Source organism: Mycobacterium saskatchewanense (genome assembly GCF_010729105.1).
Classification (GTDB): domain Bacteria; phylum Actinomycetota; class Actinomycetes; order Mycobacteriales; family Mycobacteriaceae; genus Mycobacterium; species Mycobacterium saskatchewanense.
Genome location: NZ_AP022573.1, coordinates 4,183,320 through 4,197,243, shown reverse-complemented (window position 1 = coordinate 4,197,243; position 13,924 = coordinate 4,183,320). Strand labels below are relative to the sequence as shown.

Annotated in this window: 15 protein-coding genes and 2 pseudogenes; 11 read left to right on the top strand and 6 right to left on the bottom strand. The window is 63.7% G+C overall.

Annotated elements, in window-relative coordinates:
* Positions 1 to 16 precede the first annotated feature (16 nt).
* From G6N56_RS19770 to G6N56_RS19735, 8 genes are all read left to right on the top strand, one after another.
* A complete protein-coding gene (locus G6N56_RS19770; protein WP_180150374.1) occupies positions 17 to 1,159 on the top strand; it encodes an acyl-CoA dehydrogenase family protein in 1,143 nt (380 codons plus the stop codon).
* A 317-nt stretch (positions 1,160 to 1,476) separates the two neighbouring features.
* On the top strand, positions 1,477 to 2,190 hold the full coding sequence (locus tag G6N56_RS19765; protein ID WP_051472933.1) for a TetR/AcrR family transcriptional regulator: 714 nt from the start codon (positions 1,477 to 1,479) through the stop codon (positions 2,188 to 2,190).
* 77 nt (positions 2,191 to 2,267) lie between these two features.
* Positions 2,268 to 3,206, top strand: coding sequence for a R2-like ligand-binding oxidase (locus tag G6N56_RS19760; RefSeq protein WP_042791989.1), 939 nt, complete (start codon positions 2,268 to 2,270; stop codon positions 3,204 to 3,206).
* A gap of 237 nt (positions 3,207 to 3,443) precedes the next feature.
* Positions 3,444 to 3,854, top strand: coding sequence for an SCP2 sterol-binding domain-containing protein (locus G6N56_RS19755; protein ID WP_042791990.1), 411 nt, complete (start codon positions 3,444 to 3,446; stop codon positions 3,852 to 3,854).
* Between the two features lie 54 nt (positions 3,855 to 3,908).
* Complete coding sequence (locus G6N56_RS19750) at positions 3,909 to 5,525, top strand: long-chain fatty acid--CoA ligase (RefSeq protein WP_042909773.1); 1,617 nt, start codon at positions 3,909 to 3,911, stop codon at positions 5,523 to 5,525.
* Positions 5,526 to 5,572: 47 nt separating this feature from the next.
* Positions 5,573 to 6,679, top strand: coding sequence for an NDMA-dependent alcohol dehydrogenase (locus G6N56_RS19745; protein WP_042791991.1), 1,107 nt, complete (start codon positions 5,573 to 5,575; stop codon positions 6,677 to 6,679).
* A gap of 55 nt (positions 6,680 to 6,734) precedes the next feature.
* The gene (locus G6N56_RS19740; RefSeq protein ID WP_051472934.1) at positions 6,735 to 7,799 is read left to right on the top strand and encodes a BtrH N-terminal domain-containing protein; all 1,065 of its coding nucleotides are present in this window, start codon (positions 6,735 to 6,737) and stop codon (positions 7,797 to 7,799) included.
* A complete protein-coding gene (locus G6N56_RS19735) occupies positions 7,796 to 8,464 on the top strand; it encodes a transglutaminase-like domain-containing protein (RefSeq protein ID WP_042791992.1) in 669 nt (222 codons plus the stop codon). The genes G6N56_RS19740 and G6N56_RS19735 overlap by 4 nt, the downstream gene beginning before the upstream one ends.
* 153 nt (positions 8,465 to 8,617) lie before the next feature.
* On the opposite strand, the gene G6N56_RS19730 is transcribed toward G6N56_RS19735, so the two are convergent.
* Positions 8,618 to 9,502, bottom strand: coding sequence for a metal-dependent hydrolase (locus G6N56_RS19730; RefSeq protein WP_042792065.1), 885 nt, complete (start codon positions 9,500 to 9,502; stop codon positions 8,618 to 8,620).
* A 99-nt stretch (positions 9,503 to 9,601) separates the two neighbouring features.
* Here G6N56_RS19730 and G6N56_RS19725 point away from each other — a divergent pair, with 99 nt between their 5' ends.
* Positions 9,602 to 10,270, top strand: a complete 669-nt coding sequence (locus G6N56_RS19725; protein ID WP_042791993.1) for a TetR/AcrR family transcriptional regulator — start codon at positions 9,602 to 9,604, stop codon at positions 10,268 to 10,270.
* Between the two features lie 21 nt (positions 10,271 to 10,291).
* On the opposite strand, the gene G6N56_RS19720 is transcribed toward G6N56_RS19725, so the two are convergent.
* The 5 genes and pseudogenes from G6N56_RS19720 to G6N56_RS19705 all read right to left on the bottom strand — a co-directional run bounded on the left by G6N56_RS19720 (position 10,292) and on the right by G6N56_RS19705 (position 12,880).
* Complete coding sequence (locus tag G6N56_RS19720; protein ID WP_042791994.1) at positions 10,292 to 11,182, bottom strand: alpha/beta fold hydrolase; 891 nt, start codon at positions 11,180 to 11,182, stop codon at positions 10,292 to 10,294.
* Positions 11,183 to 11,253: 71 nt separating this feature from the next.
* Positions 11,254 to 11,653, bottom strand: a pseudogene (locus tag G6N56_RS19715) (PaaI family thioesterase); the annotation flags it as partial.
* 27 nt (positions 11,654 to 11,680) lie between these two features.
* The gene (locus G6N56_RS29860) at positions 11,681 to 11,875 is read right to left on the bottom strand and encodes a hypothetical protein (protein ID WP_408632637.1); all 195 of its coding nucleotides are present in this window, start codon (positions 11,873 to 11,875) and stop codon (positions 11,681 to 11,683) included.
* The gene (locus G6N56_RS29855; RefSeq protein WP_408632636.1) at positions 11,865 to 12,227 is read right to left on the bottom strand and encodes a TetR/AcrR family transcriptional regulator; all 363 of its coding nucleotides are present in this window, start codon (positions 12,225 to 12,227) and stop codon (positions 11,865 to 11,867) included. The genes G6N56_RS29860 and G6N56_RS29855 overlap by 11 nt, the downstream gene beginning before the upstream one ends.
* Before the next feature lie 294 nt (positions 12,228 to 12,521).
* Positions 12,522 to 12,880 (bottom strand): annotated as a pseudogene (locus tag G6N56_RS19705) (hypothetical protein).
* A gap of 28 nt (positions 12,881 to 12,908) precedes the next feature.
* Between G6N56_RS19705 and G6N56_RS29850 the strand changes: the two are divergent.
* Together G6N56_RS29850 and G6N56_RS29845 are read left to right on the top strand one after the other, a co-directional pair.
* Positions 12,909 to 13,355 carry an IS5/IS1182 family transposase gene (locus G6N56_RS29850; protein WP_042791995.1) on the top strand — a complete coding sequence of 149 codons (447 nt, stop codon included), beginning with the start codon at positions 12,909 to 12,911 and terminating at the stop codon, positions 13,353 to 13,355.
* Complete coding sequence (locus G6N56_RS29845) at positions 13,273 to 13,857, top strand: IS5 family transposase (RefSeq protein ID WP_408632635.1); 585 nt, start codon at positions 13,273 to 13,275, stop codon at positions 13,855 to 13,857. The genes G6N56_RS29850 and G6N56_RS29845 overlap by 83 nt, the downstream gene beginning before the upstream one ends.
* The last annotated feature ends 67 nt before the right edge of the window (positions 13,858 to 13,924 follow it).

The following is a 13,924-nucleotide window of genomic DNA, read 5'->3' as shown; positions in this document are numbered from 1 at the left end:
GCAGAAAGGCTTCTTGATGAACCTCAACTCGCCCTGGCGCACTTCAGAACTCGACGCAGTCCGCGAGCTGGCTGCCAAGTTCTGCGCCACTGAACTCGCACCTCACCGGGAGCGGTTCGCCCAACAGCACCACGTTGACCGGGCGTTGTGGCAGCGCGCCGGAGATCTCGGCCTGCTGTGTATGTCGATACCGGTCGAATACGGCGGTGGCGGCGGAACTTTCGCCCACGAAGCAGTGTTACTCGAAGAGCAAGCCCGCATCGCTGACAGCTCGTGGGGCGCGGGCCTGCACAGCGGCATCGTCGCGCACTACGTCCTTCAGTATGCCCAAGAAGAATTAAAGCAGCGCTGGCTGCCTAAAATGGCTTCCGGCGAACTTATCGGTGCGATCGCGATGACCGAGCCCGGCACCGGCTCCGATCTGCAGAATATCACCACGCGAGCAGTAGCGGAGGGCGACGACTATGTGATCAGTGGCTCCAAAACTTTTATCACCAACGGTCAACAAGCTGACCTCGTAATCGTCGTCGCCAAAACTGATCCAAATCACGGAGCCAGCGGCATCTCGTTGATCGTCGTGGAGGCCGACCGGCCCGGGTTCCGCCGCGGGCACGTCTTGAACAAGATCGGCCAGCACGGCCAAGACACCTCCGAACTGTTTTTTGACGCGGTGCGCGTGCCCAAGTCCCACCTGCTCGGCGAAACCGAAGGTCAGGGTTTCATCCAGCTGATGACTCAGCTGCCACAGGAGCGGTTGATCGTCGCAGTCGGTGCCGTCGCCGCCATGGAAACGGCGTTGCAGCACACCTTGCGTTACACCCACGAACGAGAAGCGTTCGGCCGCAATCTGTTCAGCTTTCAGAATACCAAGTTCACGTTGGCTGAAGCCGCCACCGAAACCCGCATCGCGCGTGTCTTCCTCGACCACTGCATCTGTTTGCATCTCGACGGCAAGCTCGATGTGCAAACCGTAGCGATGGCGAAGTGGTGGACGACAGACCACGCGATGACCGTCATCGATAATTGCTTGCAGCTGCATGGCGGCTACGGATACATGAACGACTACCCGATTTCTCGTCTCTGGGTCGACCAGAGAGTCCAGAAAATCTACGCCGGAACTAACGAAATCATGAAAGAGATCATCGCGCGATCCCTGTAGCCTGAGCTACCTTGCGCCCCCGCAAATCGCCATGCCGACTACCCTCTCAGCGACCACCGCGTCGCGCTGAGAAGGTCATGACCCGCAGTGGCGGTACCCGCGCTCACGTCACGAGATTTCCTCAACGCTGGGGGCGGATGATCGCTGACCTACACCGGCCCAGACTTCACCCATCGGATGACGGCTCGCAACTGAACGTGCCTCTTGCACAGTCTATTTCGACTCGGAAAGCCTCCCCCGCGGCATTGACTGTGACCTGCATCATGCTACAATGACCAGTGGTCATTATTTTTGACGGATCGCGACAAGGAGGTGGGATGCCGACGGTTACGTGGGCGCGTGTCGATCCAGCCCGTCGCGCAGCCGTGATAGAGGCGGCCGAAGCCGAGTTCGCGGCGCATGGGTTTTCAGGCGGCAGCCTGAACGTGATCGCACGCCGTGCGCTAGTGGCCAAGGGGAGCCTCTTTCAGTATTTCGCTGACAAACGCGACTTGTACGCATTCGTCGCCGACGTGGCTAGCCAGCGGGTGCGGTCGTATCTGGAGGTCCGTATCCGCGAACTCGATTCGAGCCGGCCGTTCTTCGACTTCCTCACCGACCTGCTCGACGATTGGATCACGTATTTCGCCGAGCATCCTCGCGAACGTGCTTTGCACGCTGCCGCGAGCTTGGAAGTCGATAGTGAGGCCCGCGTCAGCGTGCAGACGGTGGTTCACCGCCACTACCTCGAAGTGTTGCGCCCTTTGGTGCGTGACGCGCACACGCGCGGTGACCTGAACGCCGATGCTGATACGGCCGTCTTGTTGTCCTTGCTGCTGCTGTTGTTTCCGCATCTGGCGCTGGCGCCGCACGTCCGCGGGATGGATCCGGTCCTCGGCCTTGATGAGCCCACACCGGAGCAGCCGCATCTGGCGGTGCGCCGCCTGGTGTCAGTCATGGTGGCCGCGTTCGCGCCGTCATCCTCGCCACGCAGCGGTCCATGCGATGCCATGACTGAGCTGTCCCGCAGGCAGACAGCAGCGTGCACATGATGTGAAGGAGGCCCGAATCCACGTACCGCAAAAGTCCTACGCACTAATTTTCCTACGATGACAAGGAGGTCACAATCATGACGAGGTCCGATTATGGTTCGCTCGCAGAGGGCGGGCTCAACTGGGATAGTCTGCCGCTCAAGCTTTTCGCCGGCGGTAACGCGAAATTTTGGGACCCGGCGGCCATCGACTTCTCCCGCGACCGGGCGGACTGGGAGACATTGTCAGACAGCGAACGGGACTTGGCGGTGCGGCTGTGCGCGGCTTTTTTGGCCGGCGAAGAAGCGGTCACACAGGACATCCAGCCGTTCATGGCTGCGATGCGGGCCGAGGGCCGGCTGGGTGACGAGATGTATCTGACCCAGTTCGCGTTCGAGGAGGCCAAGCACACGCAGGGATTTCGGTTATGGCTTGATGCCATGGGGATTACCGACGACCTGCACGGCTATCACTCCCCGATTTACCGGAAGATCTTCAACGAGGAGCTGTCCGAATCACTCGGCGCCTTGGTCGCGGATCCGTCACCCGCTGCCCAAATCCGTGCGGCCACAACTTACAACCACATCGTTGAGGGGATGCTGGCGCTGACCGGCTACTACGCCTGGCATAAAATCTGTGTAGACCGCGGCATTCTTCCCGGTATGCAGGAGTTCATTGGCCGTATCGGTGACGACGAGCGCCGCCACATGGCGTGGGGCACGTTCACTTGCCGGCGTCACATCGCCGCCGACGACACGAACTGGTCGGTGTTCGAAACGCGAATGCAGGAGCTGATCCCGCTGGGCGTGCAGATGATCGAAGACCTCCTGGCCCCCTACGGCGAGCACATCCCGTTCGGCCTGACCGTCGACGAGTTGGCCAAGTACGCGACCGATAAAGGGATGCGCAGGTTGGGGACCATCGAGAGTGCCCGAGGACGCCCCGTCGCCGACATCGACGTCGACTACACGCCGGTGCAACTCGAAGACGAATTCGCCGATGAAGACCGCAAAGCGCTGGCCGGCGCTTCAGCCTGAGCTGTCGGGCTAGACAGCGACCCTCCCGGGCTGAGCAATCCCGTGCGGCCGCACCACTCAGTCAGCAACGTTCGCAAGCCGATTGTTGACGAAACGGCGTGTTGCTGCCTGGGTGCGGCCCAGCGGGCACCGCGCCGCCGGCGTTGCTGGTGTCGTGTTATCGGTCCGCCGGATGTCGTAATCAAGCTGCGGTTCACAAGGCCGTGCAATTAGTTGTTCCGACGAGATGAGGTTGAAATGGCTGTTTTTGCTGATGAGGATGAGGTTTACGCCTATCTGGGTGGGATTTTCCGACGTGGGCTGGATAAGGAGGGGTTGGCTGACAAGCTGGCGGGTTCGGGGGTGGTGTTGCGGGTTCATTACACCGATCCGGATGCGGTGGTGACGGTGGATATGCCTAATAAGGTCGTCGAGACCGGTGCGTCGAGTGCGGCGGTGCCCAATGTGGAGTTGTTCATGTCGGCGGACATGGGAAACAGGTTCTGGTTGGGGAAGGTGAACTTGACGGTCGCGATGGCCACGGGCACGGTGCGGGCCAAGGGTCCGGTGGCCAAGTTGATCAAGCTGATACCGCAGGCCAAGAATTTGTTTCCGGAGTATCGGCTGATGTTGGAGGCCGCGCAGCGTCGGGACCTCATCGATGCGTGAGCCGCAGCCCTGGACTGGTTTGCTGAGCGCGGTGGTGCCGCGGTGAAATCGACGATGCAGGACGTTCAGTTGGGTGTCGCCGGGATCGTCGGGCATGCGGCGACGGTGCATGGCGAGCGGGAGGTGTTCAGCGCGCGCGGTCCCGGCGACATTTCTCGGGTGACTTACCGGGAGTTGGCGGTTCGGGCGGCCCGGCTGGCCAACGCGTTGCGTCAGGTCGGTGTGCGCGGTGATGAGCGGGTCGCGACGTTGCAGTGGAGCAATCAAGAGCACCTGGACAGTTACGCCGCGGTGCCGTCGATGGGCGCGGTGCTGCACACGTTGAATCTGCGGTTGCCGCCGCAGCAGTTGGCGTGGATCGCCAACGATGCCGATGACCGGGTGGTCATCGTCGATGACACGGTGCTGGGCGTGCTGGCGGCGGCGCTGCCGACGATGGCGTCGGTTCATACGGTGCTGGTCACCGGTGAGGGTGATCTGGCGCTGTTGGATGGTTGCGGGAAAACCGTGCTGCGCTACGAGGAGCTGGTGGCGGGCCAGCCGGAGACCTTCGACTGGCCCGATCTTGACGAGCGCGCCGCCGCGGCGATGTGCTATACGAGCGGCACCACCGGTCACCCGAAAGGAGTGGTTTACAGCCATCGCTCGACGTGGCTGCATTCGCAGGCCGCCTGCACGGCGAACGCGTTGGGCATCGGTCATGACGACACGGTGTTGGCCATTGTGCCGATGTTTCACGCCAACGCCTGGGGGCTGCCCTATGCGGCGATGATGGCCGGCGCGCAGCTGGTGTTGCCGGATCGGTTCTTGCAGGCCGCGCCGCTGGTGGAGATGATCGAGGCGACGAGGACGACGATGTCGGGTGCGGTGCCGACGATTTGGACCGACATCTTGCACTACCTGGGCGACAATCCCGGCCATGACTTGAGTTCGTTGAAGTTGGTGGCGTGCGGGGGATCTGCGGTGCCGCGGTCGTTGATGAGCGCGTTTGACGAGTTGGGCATCCGGATCGTGCAGGCGTGGGGTATGACAGAAACCTCGCCGCTGGCCTCGGTGGCCCTGCCGCGCCACACCGACCCCGCCGATACCGCGCAGCGACTGCGGGCGACGCAGGGTCGGGTGGTGGCCGGCGTGCAATCCCGCATCGTCGACGACACGGGCGTCGAACAGCCTTGGGACGGCGAGTCGGTCGGGGAGATCCAGGTGCGCGGTCCGTGGATCACCGAACGCTACTACGGCCAGGACACCGCAGCGGTTACTGCCGACGGGTGGCTGCCGACCGGTGATGTCGGCACGATCTCTGAGGATGCGTTCATCACGTTGACCGACCGGGCCAAAGACGTGATCAAGTCCGGCGGTGAATGGATTTCCTCGGTGGAACTGGAAAACGAATTGGCCGCGCACCCCGGGGTGCGTACCGCGGCGGTCATCTCCGTGCCCGACCCCAAATGGCAGGAACGGCCGCTGGCGGTCATCGTGCCACACGCCGGGCACACAGTCACCGCCGCGCAACTGGCGGACTTTCTGCGCGACCGAGTGGCCAAGTGGTGGCTGCCGGAGCGGTGGACGTTCGTCGCCGAGGTCCCGTTGACTTCGACCGGCAAGTTCGACAAAAAAACACTCCGCCGGCAGCACGCCGACGGCGCGTTGGTCATCGAGACCCTCGGTTGATCTTGTCCCGTCGATAAATAGGAACATCCAGTGCAAGGAGTGAAACGGTGAAGACACGCGCAGCGATTCTGTGGGATCTGGGCCAGAAATGGGAGGTCGAGGAGGTTGAGCTCGATCCCCCCGGTCCCGACGAGGTGCTGGTCCGGTTGACCGCGACCGGGTTGTGTCACTCCGATGAACACCTGGTCACCGGCGACCTGCCCATCCCGCTGCCGGTGGTGGGCGGACACGAAGGTGCCGGCACTGTGGCCGCGGTCGGGCCCGGCGTCGACGACGTCGCAGAGGGCGATTCGGTCGTTTTGACGTTCCTGCCCGCGTGCGGACGCTGCTCGTATTGTGCGCGCGGCATGGGCAACCTGTGCGAGATGGGTGCGGCGATCATGATGGGACCCCAGATCGACGGCACCTACCGCTTCCACGCCCGCGGCCAGGACATCGGTCAGATGTGTTTGTTGGGAACGTTTTCCGAGTACACCGTGGTGCCGCAAGCCTCACTGGTCAAAATCGACGCCGCAACCCCGCTGGACAAAGCAGCCTTGATCGGGTGCGGTGTCACCACCGGGTACGGGTCGGCGGTGCGCACCGGGGAGGTGCGCGCCGGGGACACCGTGGTCGTGGTGGGGGCGGGCGGTATCGGCATGAACGCCATCCAGGGCGCCCGCATCGCCGGAGCGTTGACGATCGTCGCGGTCGACCCGGTCGCGTTCAAACGCGAGCAGGCCGCCCGCTTCGGCGCGACGCACACTGCTGCCACGATCGATCAGGCGTGGGCATTGGTCAGCGATCTGACCCGAGGCAAACTCGCCGACGTGTGCGTGTTGACCACCGACGTGGCCGAGGCGTCCTACATCGGTGAGGCGCTGTCATTGGTGGGAAAGCGGGGCCGGGTGGTGGTGACCGCGATCGGGCACCCCGACGACGCCTCGATGTCGGGATCGCTGCTGGAATTGACGTTGTACGAGAAGCAGATCCGCGGCGCGCTGTACGGGTCGTCCAACGCCGTCCACGACATCCCGCGGCTGGTCGAACTCTACAACGCCGGGCAACTCAAACTCGACGAGCTGATCACCCGGGAATACACCCTCGAGCAGATCAACGAGGGATACGACGACATGAGATCAGGCCGCAACATCCGCGGACTCATCCGATTCTGACGAGCGAAAGGCGCGAAAGGCTTTGGGCACAGGACAGATCGCCTACCGGCACCGAATGGGTGGGCACTGCGGGTCGTCGGCGCTGCGGGACCTCACCGAATGGGCCGAACTCGGCTGGGGATCTGAGCCGCCAACCGAGGGGCTGGTGTTCGCTCTCGGTGGTGCCGTGGACTTCAGCTACATCCGCTGCGCCCGGTTGCGGCCGCAGATCTATCTGGTGGGGCGTGGAGGCGGGCTGGAAGAGGACTACCTGACCCGTATCGGCGCCGGGCTGCGGGTGGCCTCGACTGATGACGCCGACGTCGGCTGGGCATGGGTGACCGGCGAGATCGACGCCGGCCGGCCGGTGATGGTGTGGGCCGACATCGCCGAGCTGCCCTATCTTCGGGTGCGGTTGAGCATGAGCCGCCACGATGTCGTGATCGTCGGCTACGACGACGATCATCAACTGGCCTATGTTGTCGACAACGACCGGGACACCATCCAAAGCGTTCCGTATGAGAACCTGCGACGCGCCCGGTGCTCGACCGGGTTCCCGGTGCCGACCCGTCACACCACCTATCTGATCGACTGGCCACGCCACGTTCCCGAACTGGCCGTGATCAGCGGGCCCGCGCTGGCAGCCAGCGCGGCGTCGATGCGCGGCGAGGCCGACGGGCCGCCGCTTCTAAATTTCAACGACGCCGACCTGGCAGGGGTCGGGTTACCTGGTGTGCGGGTTTTCGCCGACGACGTGCGCTGCTGGCCTGACTATTTCGACGACGATGCGCTCGCAGAAGCACTGTTCGGGCTTGGCGCGTTCATCGAAAAGGCCGGTACCGGTGGCGGACTGTTCCGCCGCCTGCAAGCTCACGGCTGCCAGCACATCGCCGAGTTGCTGGACAACGACGCGGTCGCCATCGCGGCAGCAGCGGCCCGTGGAGCAGCCGACCTGTGGACCGCTGTCGCCGAGAAAGCCATGGACAACAGCCTTTCGGTGCGGGACCGCTGTGCTGCGGCGGCCCATCTGGCCGCCGGACTGCCCGAAGCCGAGCGGTGTCTTGCCGAGGCCTTGGACCACGCGGCGCGATCGCTGACAGGCCATATCGCGATCGAGGCGAGGACAAAAGGCGCTCAGTGACCGACACATCCACCGGGCAGCACCCGAGTTTTCTGGCAACGACGGAGTTCCTGGACTGGCGCCACGACAATGTTCAGCGCTTCACCCGGGCGGCGATCGGCGACAGCCACGATCCGGTGACACGAGCCCAACGCATCTTCACCGCTGTCCGCGACACGATTTGGTACGACCCCTACAGCGTCGATGACGATCCCGGTCACTACCGAGCCAGCTACGTCGCCACCGCTACCCGCGCCTACTGCGTCCCCAAGGCGGTCCTGCTCACCGCGGCGGCCCGCGCCGCGGGTATACCAGCCCGACTGGGTTTCGCCGATGTGCGCAACCACCTACAAACCGACACGCTGCGGGCCCGCATGGGCGGTACCGACCTGTTCGTCTACCACGGCTACAGCGAACTTTTCGTCAACAACCGCTGGGTCAAGGCGACACCGGCGTTCAACGCCGAACTATGCGCCCGATTCGGTGTGCCCCCAATCGACTTCGACGGCGAACACGACGCACTCCTGCACGCCTTCGACAGCGAAGGCCACCACCACATGGAATACCTTCACGACCGCGGCTGGTACCACGACCTGCCCTTCACCGAAATCATCAACGAACTCCGACAGCGCTACGGCCCGCTCATGCACACCCACCCCACCGAGCACGACACCTTCGCCCGATAAGCGGCAGCCGCCTGGCAGCGGGAATGAAAGTCGCTCACGTCAGAACATGCCGAAATAGGTTGCAGCACGGCGTGATTGACTGTACCCCTGTATCGGCGGTGGCAGCTTCGACGTCGGGGATCCGGTTACCGGCGTGTTTGTCTCTGGATGAGACTAGGCCCTTGGCGCGTCGGCCGGCTGCCCGATCCGCTGGGCGCCGTCGGCGTCGAACAACTCGGCTGCCCAGCGGCGCAGGACGTCGGCGCTGTCCCAGTCGTCAGGGTGAAACCCGGGGCAAGTGTAAGAACGGAAGCGTTGCACCGCCTCGGGACTGAACATGGGGGAACGACGAAATGCCCTCAGGCTGGCCCTCATTCGTCTCGGATGATATGCAGCACGGTCAGTCGCCATAGACCGGAGCGTTTGGGCGATCAACTCGGTGAACAAGATCAGCGAAGCGACGCGCATTCCCCAGACGCGGGTGCGTTCGGTGGCCCCGATCGTCCGTAAGACATCAAAAGCAACGGCCTTGTGCTCGGACTCCTCGAACGCATGCCACAGCAGGATCGGCCGGACCTCGGTGTCGCCGATCAGTTTCTGGGCTTCATCACTGGTCAAGATGATCTCGGCCAGTGTCGCCGTGTAGTGCTCGAGAGCGGCGGTGACAGCCAGGCGCAGGACCGGGGAGAAGCGCTGCTCCAACCGGGCAACCAATTTTTTGATGTGCCGATCGATCCGGTCGGTCGGATAACCCATCGCCTGCAACCGCTCGTTGAGCAGCCGATGCTGATAACGGTGGGTGGCCTCCTGCGCGATGAATCCCGTGACCGCCTCCTGAAGGTCAGGGTCGCTGATCTGGTCACGGTACTGGCGCACTGACCGAATAAAAAAGTCTTCGCCTTCGGGAAACGTTGCCGACAAGGTCGAAATAAAGTGACTCATCACCAGCTCGCCGCCCACGAAATGCTGGCGAGTGGTGCCCGAAGGCAATGCGAAACGGACCCGGCGGGCCTTGGGCAGCACCCGTGTTCTCGACGATATCGACGACTCGTTGCTCATCACGCTGCCCCTTGTTCGTAGTGGACAAATCTGACTTTACGTCTAGTCAGATGTGGGTGCAAGACTATGCGTGTGCGTTCGGTCCGGGTGTACAGCGGAATGTCGGCCGAGCAGCGTCATCGCCGCCGCCGCGAGCGCTTGATCAATGCTGCCGTGGAGTTGATCGGCACCCGGGGCGTGACGGCGGCCACGGTGACGGCGGTGTGTGCAACCTCGGGGGTAACCTCGCGGTACTTCTATCAACACTTCACCGATCGGGACGAGCTGTTGCGGGCGGTCTACCAGCAGCTCTACGCCACCTTCCAGGAGGTAATAGTCCAAGCGATCCCCGACGCGGGAGCGACCCCCGAGGTGTTGGCACACGCTCCGATTCGCGCGCTGATCACGATGATCGAAAGCGACCGGCGGCTGGGCCGGCTTTTGTTTGTCGAATCGGCAACCGAACCGCTGCTACGTGAATTGCGCAGCCAACTCATGGCTGGATTCGCCGACCTCGTGCTGCGCGAGGCTAGAGTGCGCCTCGATATTCCAGACTCCGCAGTAAGCGTCGCCCATCTGGCGTCGACCCTGGGGGTGGGCGGGCTGTTCGAGGTGCTGCGCCGCTGGCTCGACGACGAACTCGACTTCCGCACCGACGAACTCGTGGCCCACTGCGCAGGCTTCCTCGGAAGCCTCGGCGCCTACGTGCTGTCACTCAATACCAGTGAGACCACGCCGGCAGCCACTCACCGTCGCGCCGGCGGCGCAGCGGCAGGCGACTCGCAGTAGGGATGGGTTCAGCGGGCAGCGTCACGACTTTGCCGCAATGGTGCGGTCCAGAAAGTCCGCGACTGCCGCGGTGAAGGCGTCGTTGTCGTCGCCGGCGACCATGTGGGCTGTGCCCGAGACGTCCACTGTCTGGGCATGCGGTACGACCTGCAGGAATTCATCGACCGATTGCTGCGATGTGACGTCGGAGAGCACACCGCGCACCAGCAGCGTCGGCGCCCGTACGCGGCGGGCTCCGTCGACCAGCAGGTCGGTGATGGCGTTGAACTCCTCGGCACCGGCCGCGGGATCGCCGCGCAAGAAGTGGAAGTTGGAGGTCACGAAAGCCGGGTCCCATCGCCAGATCCACCGATTGTCCTCGCGCTGCCGTAACACTTTGCGGAGTCCGTTCAGACTGCGCGGCCGTGCGCGGTGTGGGTTGTATTCGGCGATGGATTCGGCCGCCTCGTCGAGGCTGCCGAATCCATCAGGGTGGGCGGCCATGAACGATACGACACGGCGTGCTCCGTCGAACTCGATGCGCGGGGTGATGTCGACCAGGATTACTGCGGCCCACAGGTCTGCGGCTGCGAGTCGGTGCGCCCCGAGAACGGTCATGCCGCCCAGAGACGCACCCACCACCGCTACGGGGCGGTCGCTTGACGCTTGCGCACGTACGGCCAGAAGATCCGACGCCAGCACGTCGAGATCGTAGTGTCCGGTGGGATCCCAGGCGCTGTCTCCGTGACCACGGGCGTCATAGGCGATGACGGTGTAGCCAGCTTCGTGTAACTGGTGCGCGGTGGCCGCCCACGCCTGGCGGTTTTGACCTCCGCCGTGTAGCAGGAGGACGACAGCGGGGGAATCGGGATGCCGGTAACAATCCGCGGCAAGCCTAACACCGTCGTTGCCGTTGAAGTGCGTGAGCGTCATCGGCGCAGCCGTGCGAATCGGGCAGCTAGAGCCGTCAGGGGAATGCTGACTTTCGCGCTCACGTCGACCCCGGTCGTTGGGCGCACCACGGTTACGGTTCCTTGGGCGGCGCGCACTGCGCTCCCGTCGTTGCTGATGTCGATTCTGCCGACCCCGCTACGCTTTTCCAGCGCGATGATCTCGACCACGGCGACGCACACGCGGTGTGACACGGGCGCAAGCCGTTTCAGCTTGAACTCCGTGATCGCGGCCCATGATCCGGCCGGGATGACTGGATAGAACACCACACCCAGGCAGTGGTCGACCATCGCGGTCGGGCATCCGCCGAGCGGATCGCCGAACGCAGTCAAACAGGTCAGCGCGGGCATCCATCTCCACCACCAGTCGCCCGGCGCTGAACTCGGTGTGGCGAAACCCAGATAACCGGATAGCCTCTTCCGCGACCGCCAAAGCGTTCTGCGCAAACTGCACGGTTAGCGCTCTCGAGCGGCGTCGGAGTCAATCGTCATGACTTAAGACACTACTTAAGATTTGTTGCATGCCGCCAGACTCGGCGGTGGAAAGCAACGACGGCAGCAGGAAACGGCGCAGGAAGGTGTTCACGCCGTCGGGACTGCGCTGGCGGGGGCCGCGCACCGCGATCAGACTGAGGATGACGCGCAGAATCCACTCGGCGGCGTCGTCAACTGACACCCCCGACCCTAATTGATCCCCACCACTCTTTGAAGACCGGTCGTAGGAATTCGGCGACGAGGTCGAATAGTGCCACCGACGTGCCTTCGGCCAACCCGACACCGGCTAAATCGTTGGCGCTGCCGAACAACACACCGATGATCGGCTCGCGGTGAGCCGCCCGTACCGTCTCCTCGACGAAATCGACGCTCGCCGGACCTAAATCGGCATGTTCAGCGATGCGCGGAGCAATGCGTCGCAGGTAGCGCTCCGTTGCCCGCAGGATGAAACCGGACACGACGGACTCGCGATTGGAGAAGTAGCGGTACACCGTGGCGCGCGAGACCCCGGCACGCCCCGCGATGTCCTCCATGGTGGTGCCCGACTGCCCCCTATCCCGCAAACAGTCTTCGGCGGCGTCGAGCAGGCGATCCGTGGGGCCACCGCTCGGGTGGCCGCAGGCGCCTGACCCCGCCGCGATGATGTCATCGCCACGATGCACCTGACTCGAACCGACCAGCGACGTAACGAAAGCGAATTGGCGGCCCTCCCGCTTTCGGATGCGACATCATCAGTCTTCTGTCGCATTGCCACAGACTCCGGCCACCACCGACAAGGCCCTCGGCGATGCCGCAACGATGCGCATGCCCAATACCGTCGCCTTGGGTCACGGTCGTCGGGCCGTTGATGACAATGCCAGATTGGCCAATATCCGCCGGGTGGCTCGAGTGATGCGATCGCGGGTCTGTGACGCCGAGGCCCGTCGGCCGATGAAAGCGGTCAAATTCGCCAGCCAGATGTCCGCGATGACCCCGGCGACACGTCGATCGAGAAGGCTGGGCGTGCCGCCGGCGAGGGTGCCGCCAGGAGATCTTCGATGACCCCGGCGGCCTCGTTCACCACGTCAGCCGCGGTGCTGTCAGTGACCCGGAAAGCCTTGACCATGGCTTCGGTAAGCAGTGGATCGCGCTGCCAGCGGTCGTGCAGATAGGCGCTGAGCCGGTCTAGGGCGTGTCTGACAAAGATTTGGGGTGTTGTGCCTGAGGCTTGAGCTATGTCGCGGTTTCAGTTGCTCACCGATGCTCAGTGGTCCTTGATCGAAGATCTGCTTCCGGCTCGGACAGGTAAGCGGGGCAGGCCCTTTCAGAATGCCCGCTCGATGGTCGAGGGCATCATTTACCGTTACCCGGTGCGGCATGTCAACGGCGGGGACACGGGGTCAGTTTTCAGACGACGCCAACACGGCATTGCCTGGCGAGACGTGCCCGATGTGTTCGGGCCATGGCAGTCGATCTGGACCTGGCATCGAAGAATGAGTGCCGAAGGCACCTGGGATGTCGTGCTGGCCCGGTTGCTGACCGCCGCCGCCGACGCCGGGATCATCGACTGGGCTGTGGCGGTGGATTCCACGATCGCTCGTGCTCACCAACACGCCACGAACATCACCCGCGACACGGGGGGCTGGGTCGAATTACACGAATCTGACGATCGAGCCGCCTGACCACGGCATTGGCCGCTCCCGCGGCGGATTGACCAGCAAAATTCATCATCTCGTCGACGGCCGCGGACGACCCTTGGTGGTGCTCGTGGGCGCCGGCCACGCCCACGACGGACCGGTGTTGGAGCATTTGCTCGCACACTTGAAAGTGGACCGCCGCCGCGGCGGCCGACCACGGACCCGCCCCGATCGCCTCCGCGGCGATAAGGCCTACTCCAGCCGAGCAACACGAACACGGCTACGCCGCCGCGGCATCGGTGCGGTCATTCCCGAACCATCCGATCAGATCGCCCACCGCAAGCGCCGAGGTGCACGTGGCGGCCGGCCCCCAGCCTTTAACGCCGAGGATTACAAGGGCCGCAACGTCGTTGAACGAAACTTCAATGACGTCAAGCAATGGCGCGGGCTGGCCACTCGCTACGACAAACTCGCCCTCGTCTACCGCGGCGCAGCGGTCCTGCGCGCCATCACCCTCTGGCTATCCCATTTGTCAGACACGCCCTAGTTGTACCCGGTCATGACGTTGGTAGCAGGCGTGTCGGCTTGATGTGAGGAGAACCCCCGGGTGGGGT

Bases quoted from the DNA above. Each gene is read 5' to 3' on its own strand.
- G6N56_RS19770 (WP_180150374.1), top strand. From the start codon at position 17: ATGAACCTCAACTCGCCCTGGCGCACTTCAGAACTCGACGCAGTCCGC.
- G6N56_RS19765 (WP_051472933.1), top strand. From the start codon at position 1,477: ATGCCGACGGTTACGTGGGCGCGTGTCGATCCAGCCCGTCGCGCAGCC.
- G6N56_RS19760 (WP_042791989.1), top strand. From the start codon at position 2,268: ATGACGAGGTCCGATTATGGTTCGCTCGCAGAGGGCGGGCTCAACTGG.
- G6N56_RS19755 (WP_042791990.1), top strand. From the start codon at position 3,444: ATGGCTGTTTTTGCTGATGAGGATGAGGTTTACGCCTATCTGGGTGGG.
- G6N56_RS19750 (WP_042909773.1), top strand. From the start codon at position 3,909: ATGCAGGACGTTCAGTTGGGTGTCGCCGGGATCGTCGGGCATGCGGCG.
- G6N56_RS19740 (WP_051472934.1), top strand. From the start codon at position 6,735: ATGGGTGGGCACTGCGGGTCGTCGGCGCTGCGGGACCTCACCGAATGG.
- G6N56_RS19730 (WP_042792065.1), bottom strand. From the start codon at position 9,502: ATGAGCAACGAGTCGTCGATATCGTCGAGAACACGGGTGCTGCCCAAG.
- G6N56_RS19725 (WP_042791993.1), top strand. From the start codon at position 9,602: ATGTCGGCCGAGCAGCGTCATCGCCGCCGCCGCGAGCGCTTGATCAAT.
- G6N56_RS19720 (WP_042791994.1), bottom strand. From the start codon at position 11,182: ATGACGCTCACGCACTTCAACGGCAACGACGGTGTTAGGCTTGCCGCG.
- G6N56_RS29855 (WP_408632636.1), bottom strand. From the start codon at position 12,227: ATGGAGGACATCGCGGGGCGTGCCGGGGTCTCGCGCGCCACGGTGTAC.
- G6N56_RS29850 (WP_042791995.1), top strand. From the start codon at position 12,909: ATGTCGCGGTTTCAGTTGCTCACCGATGCTCAGTGGTCCTTGATCGAA.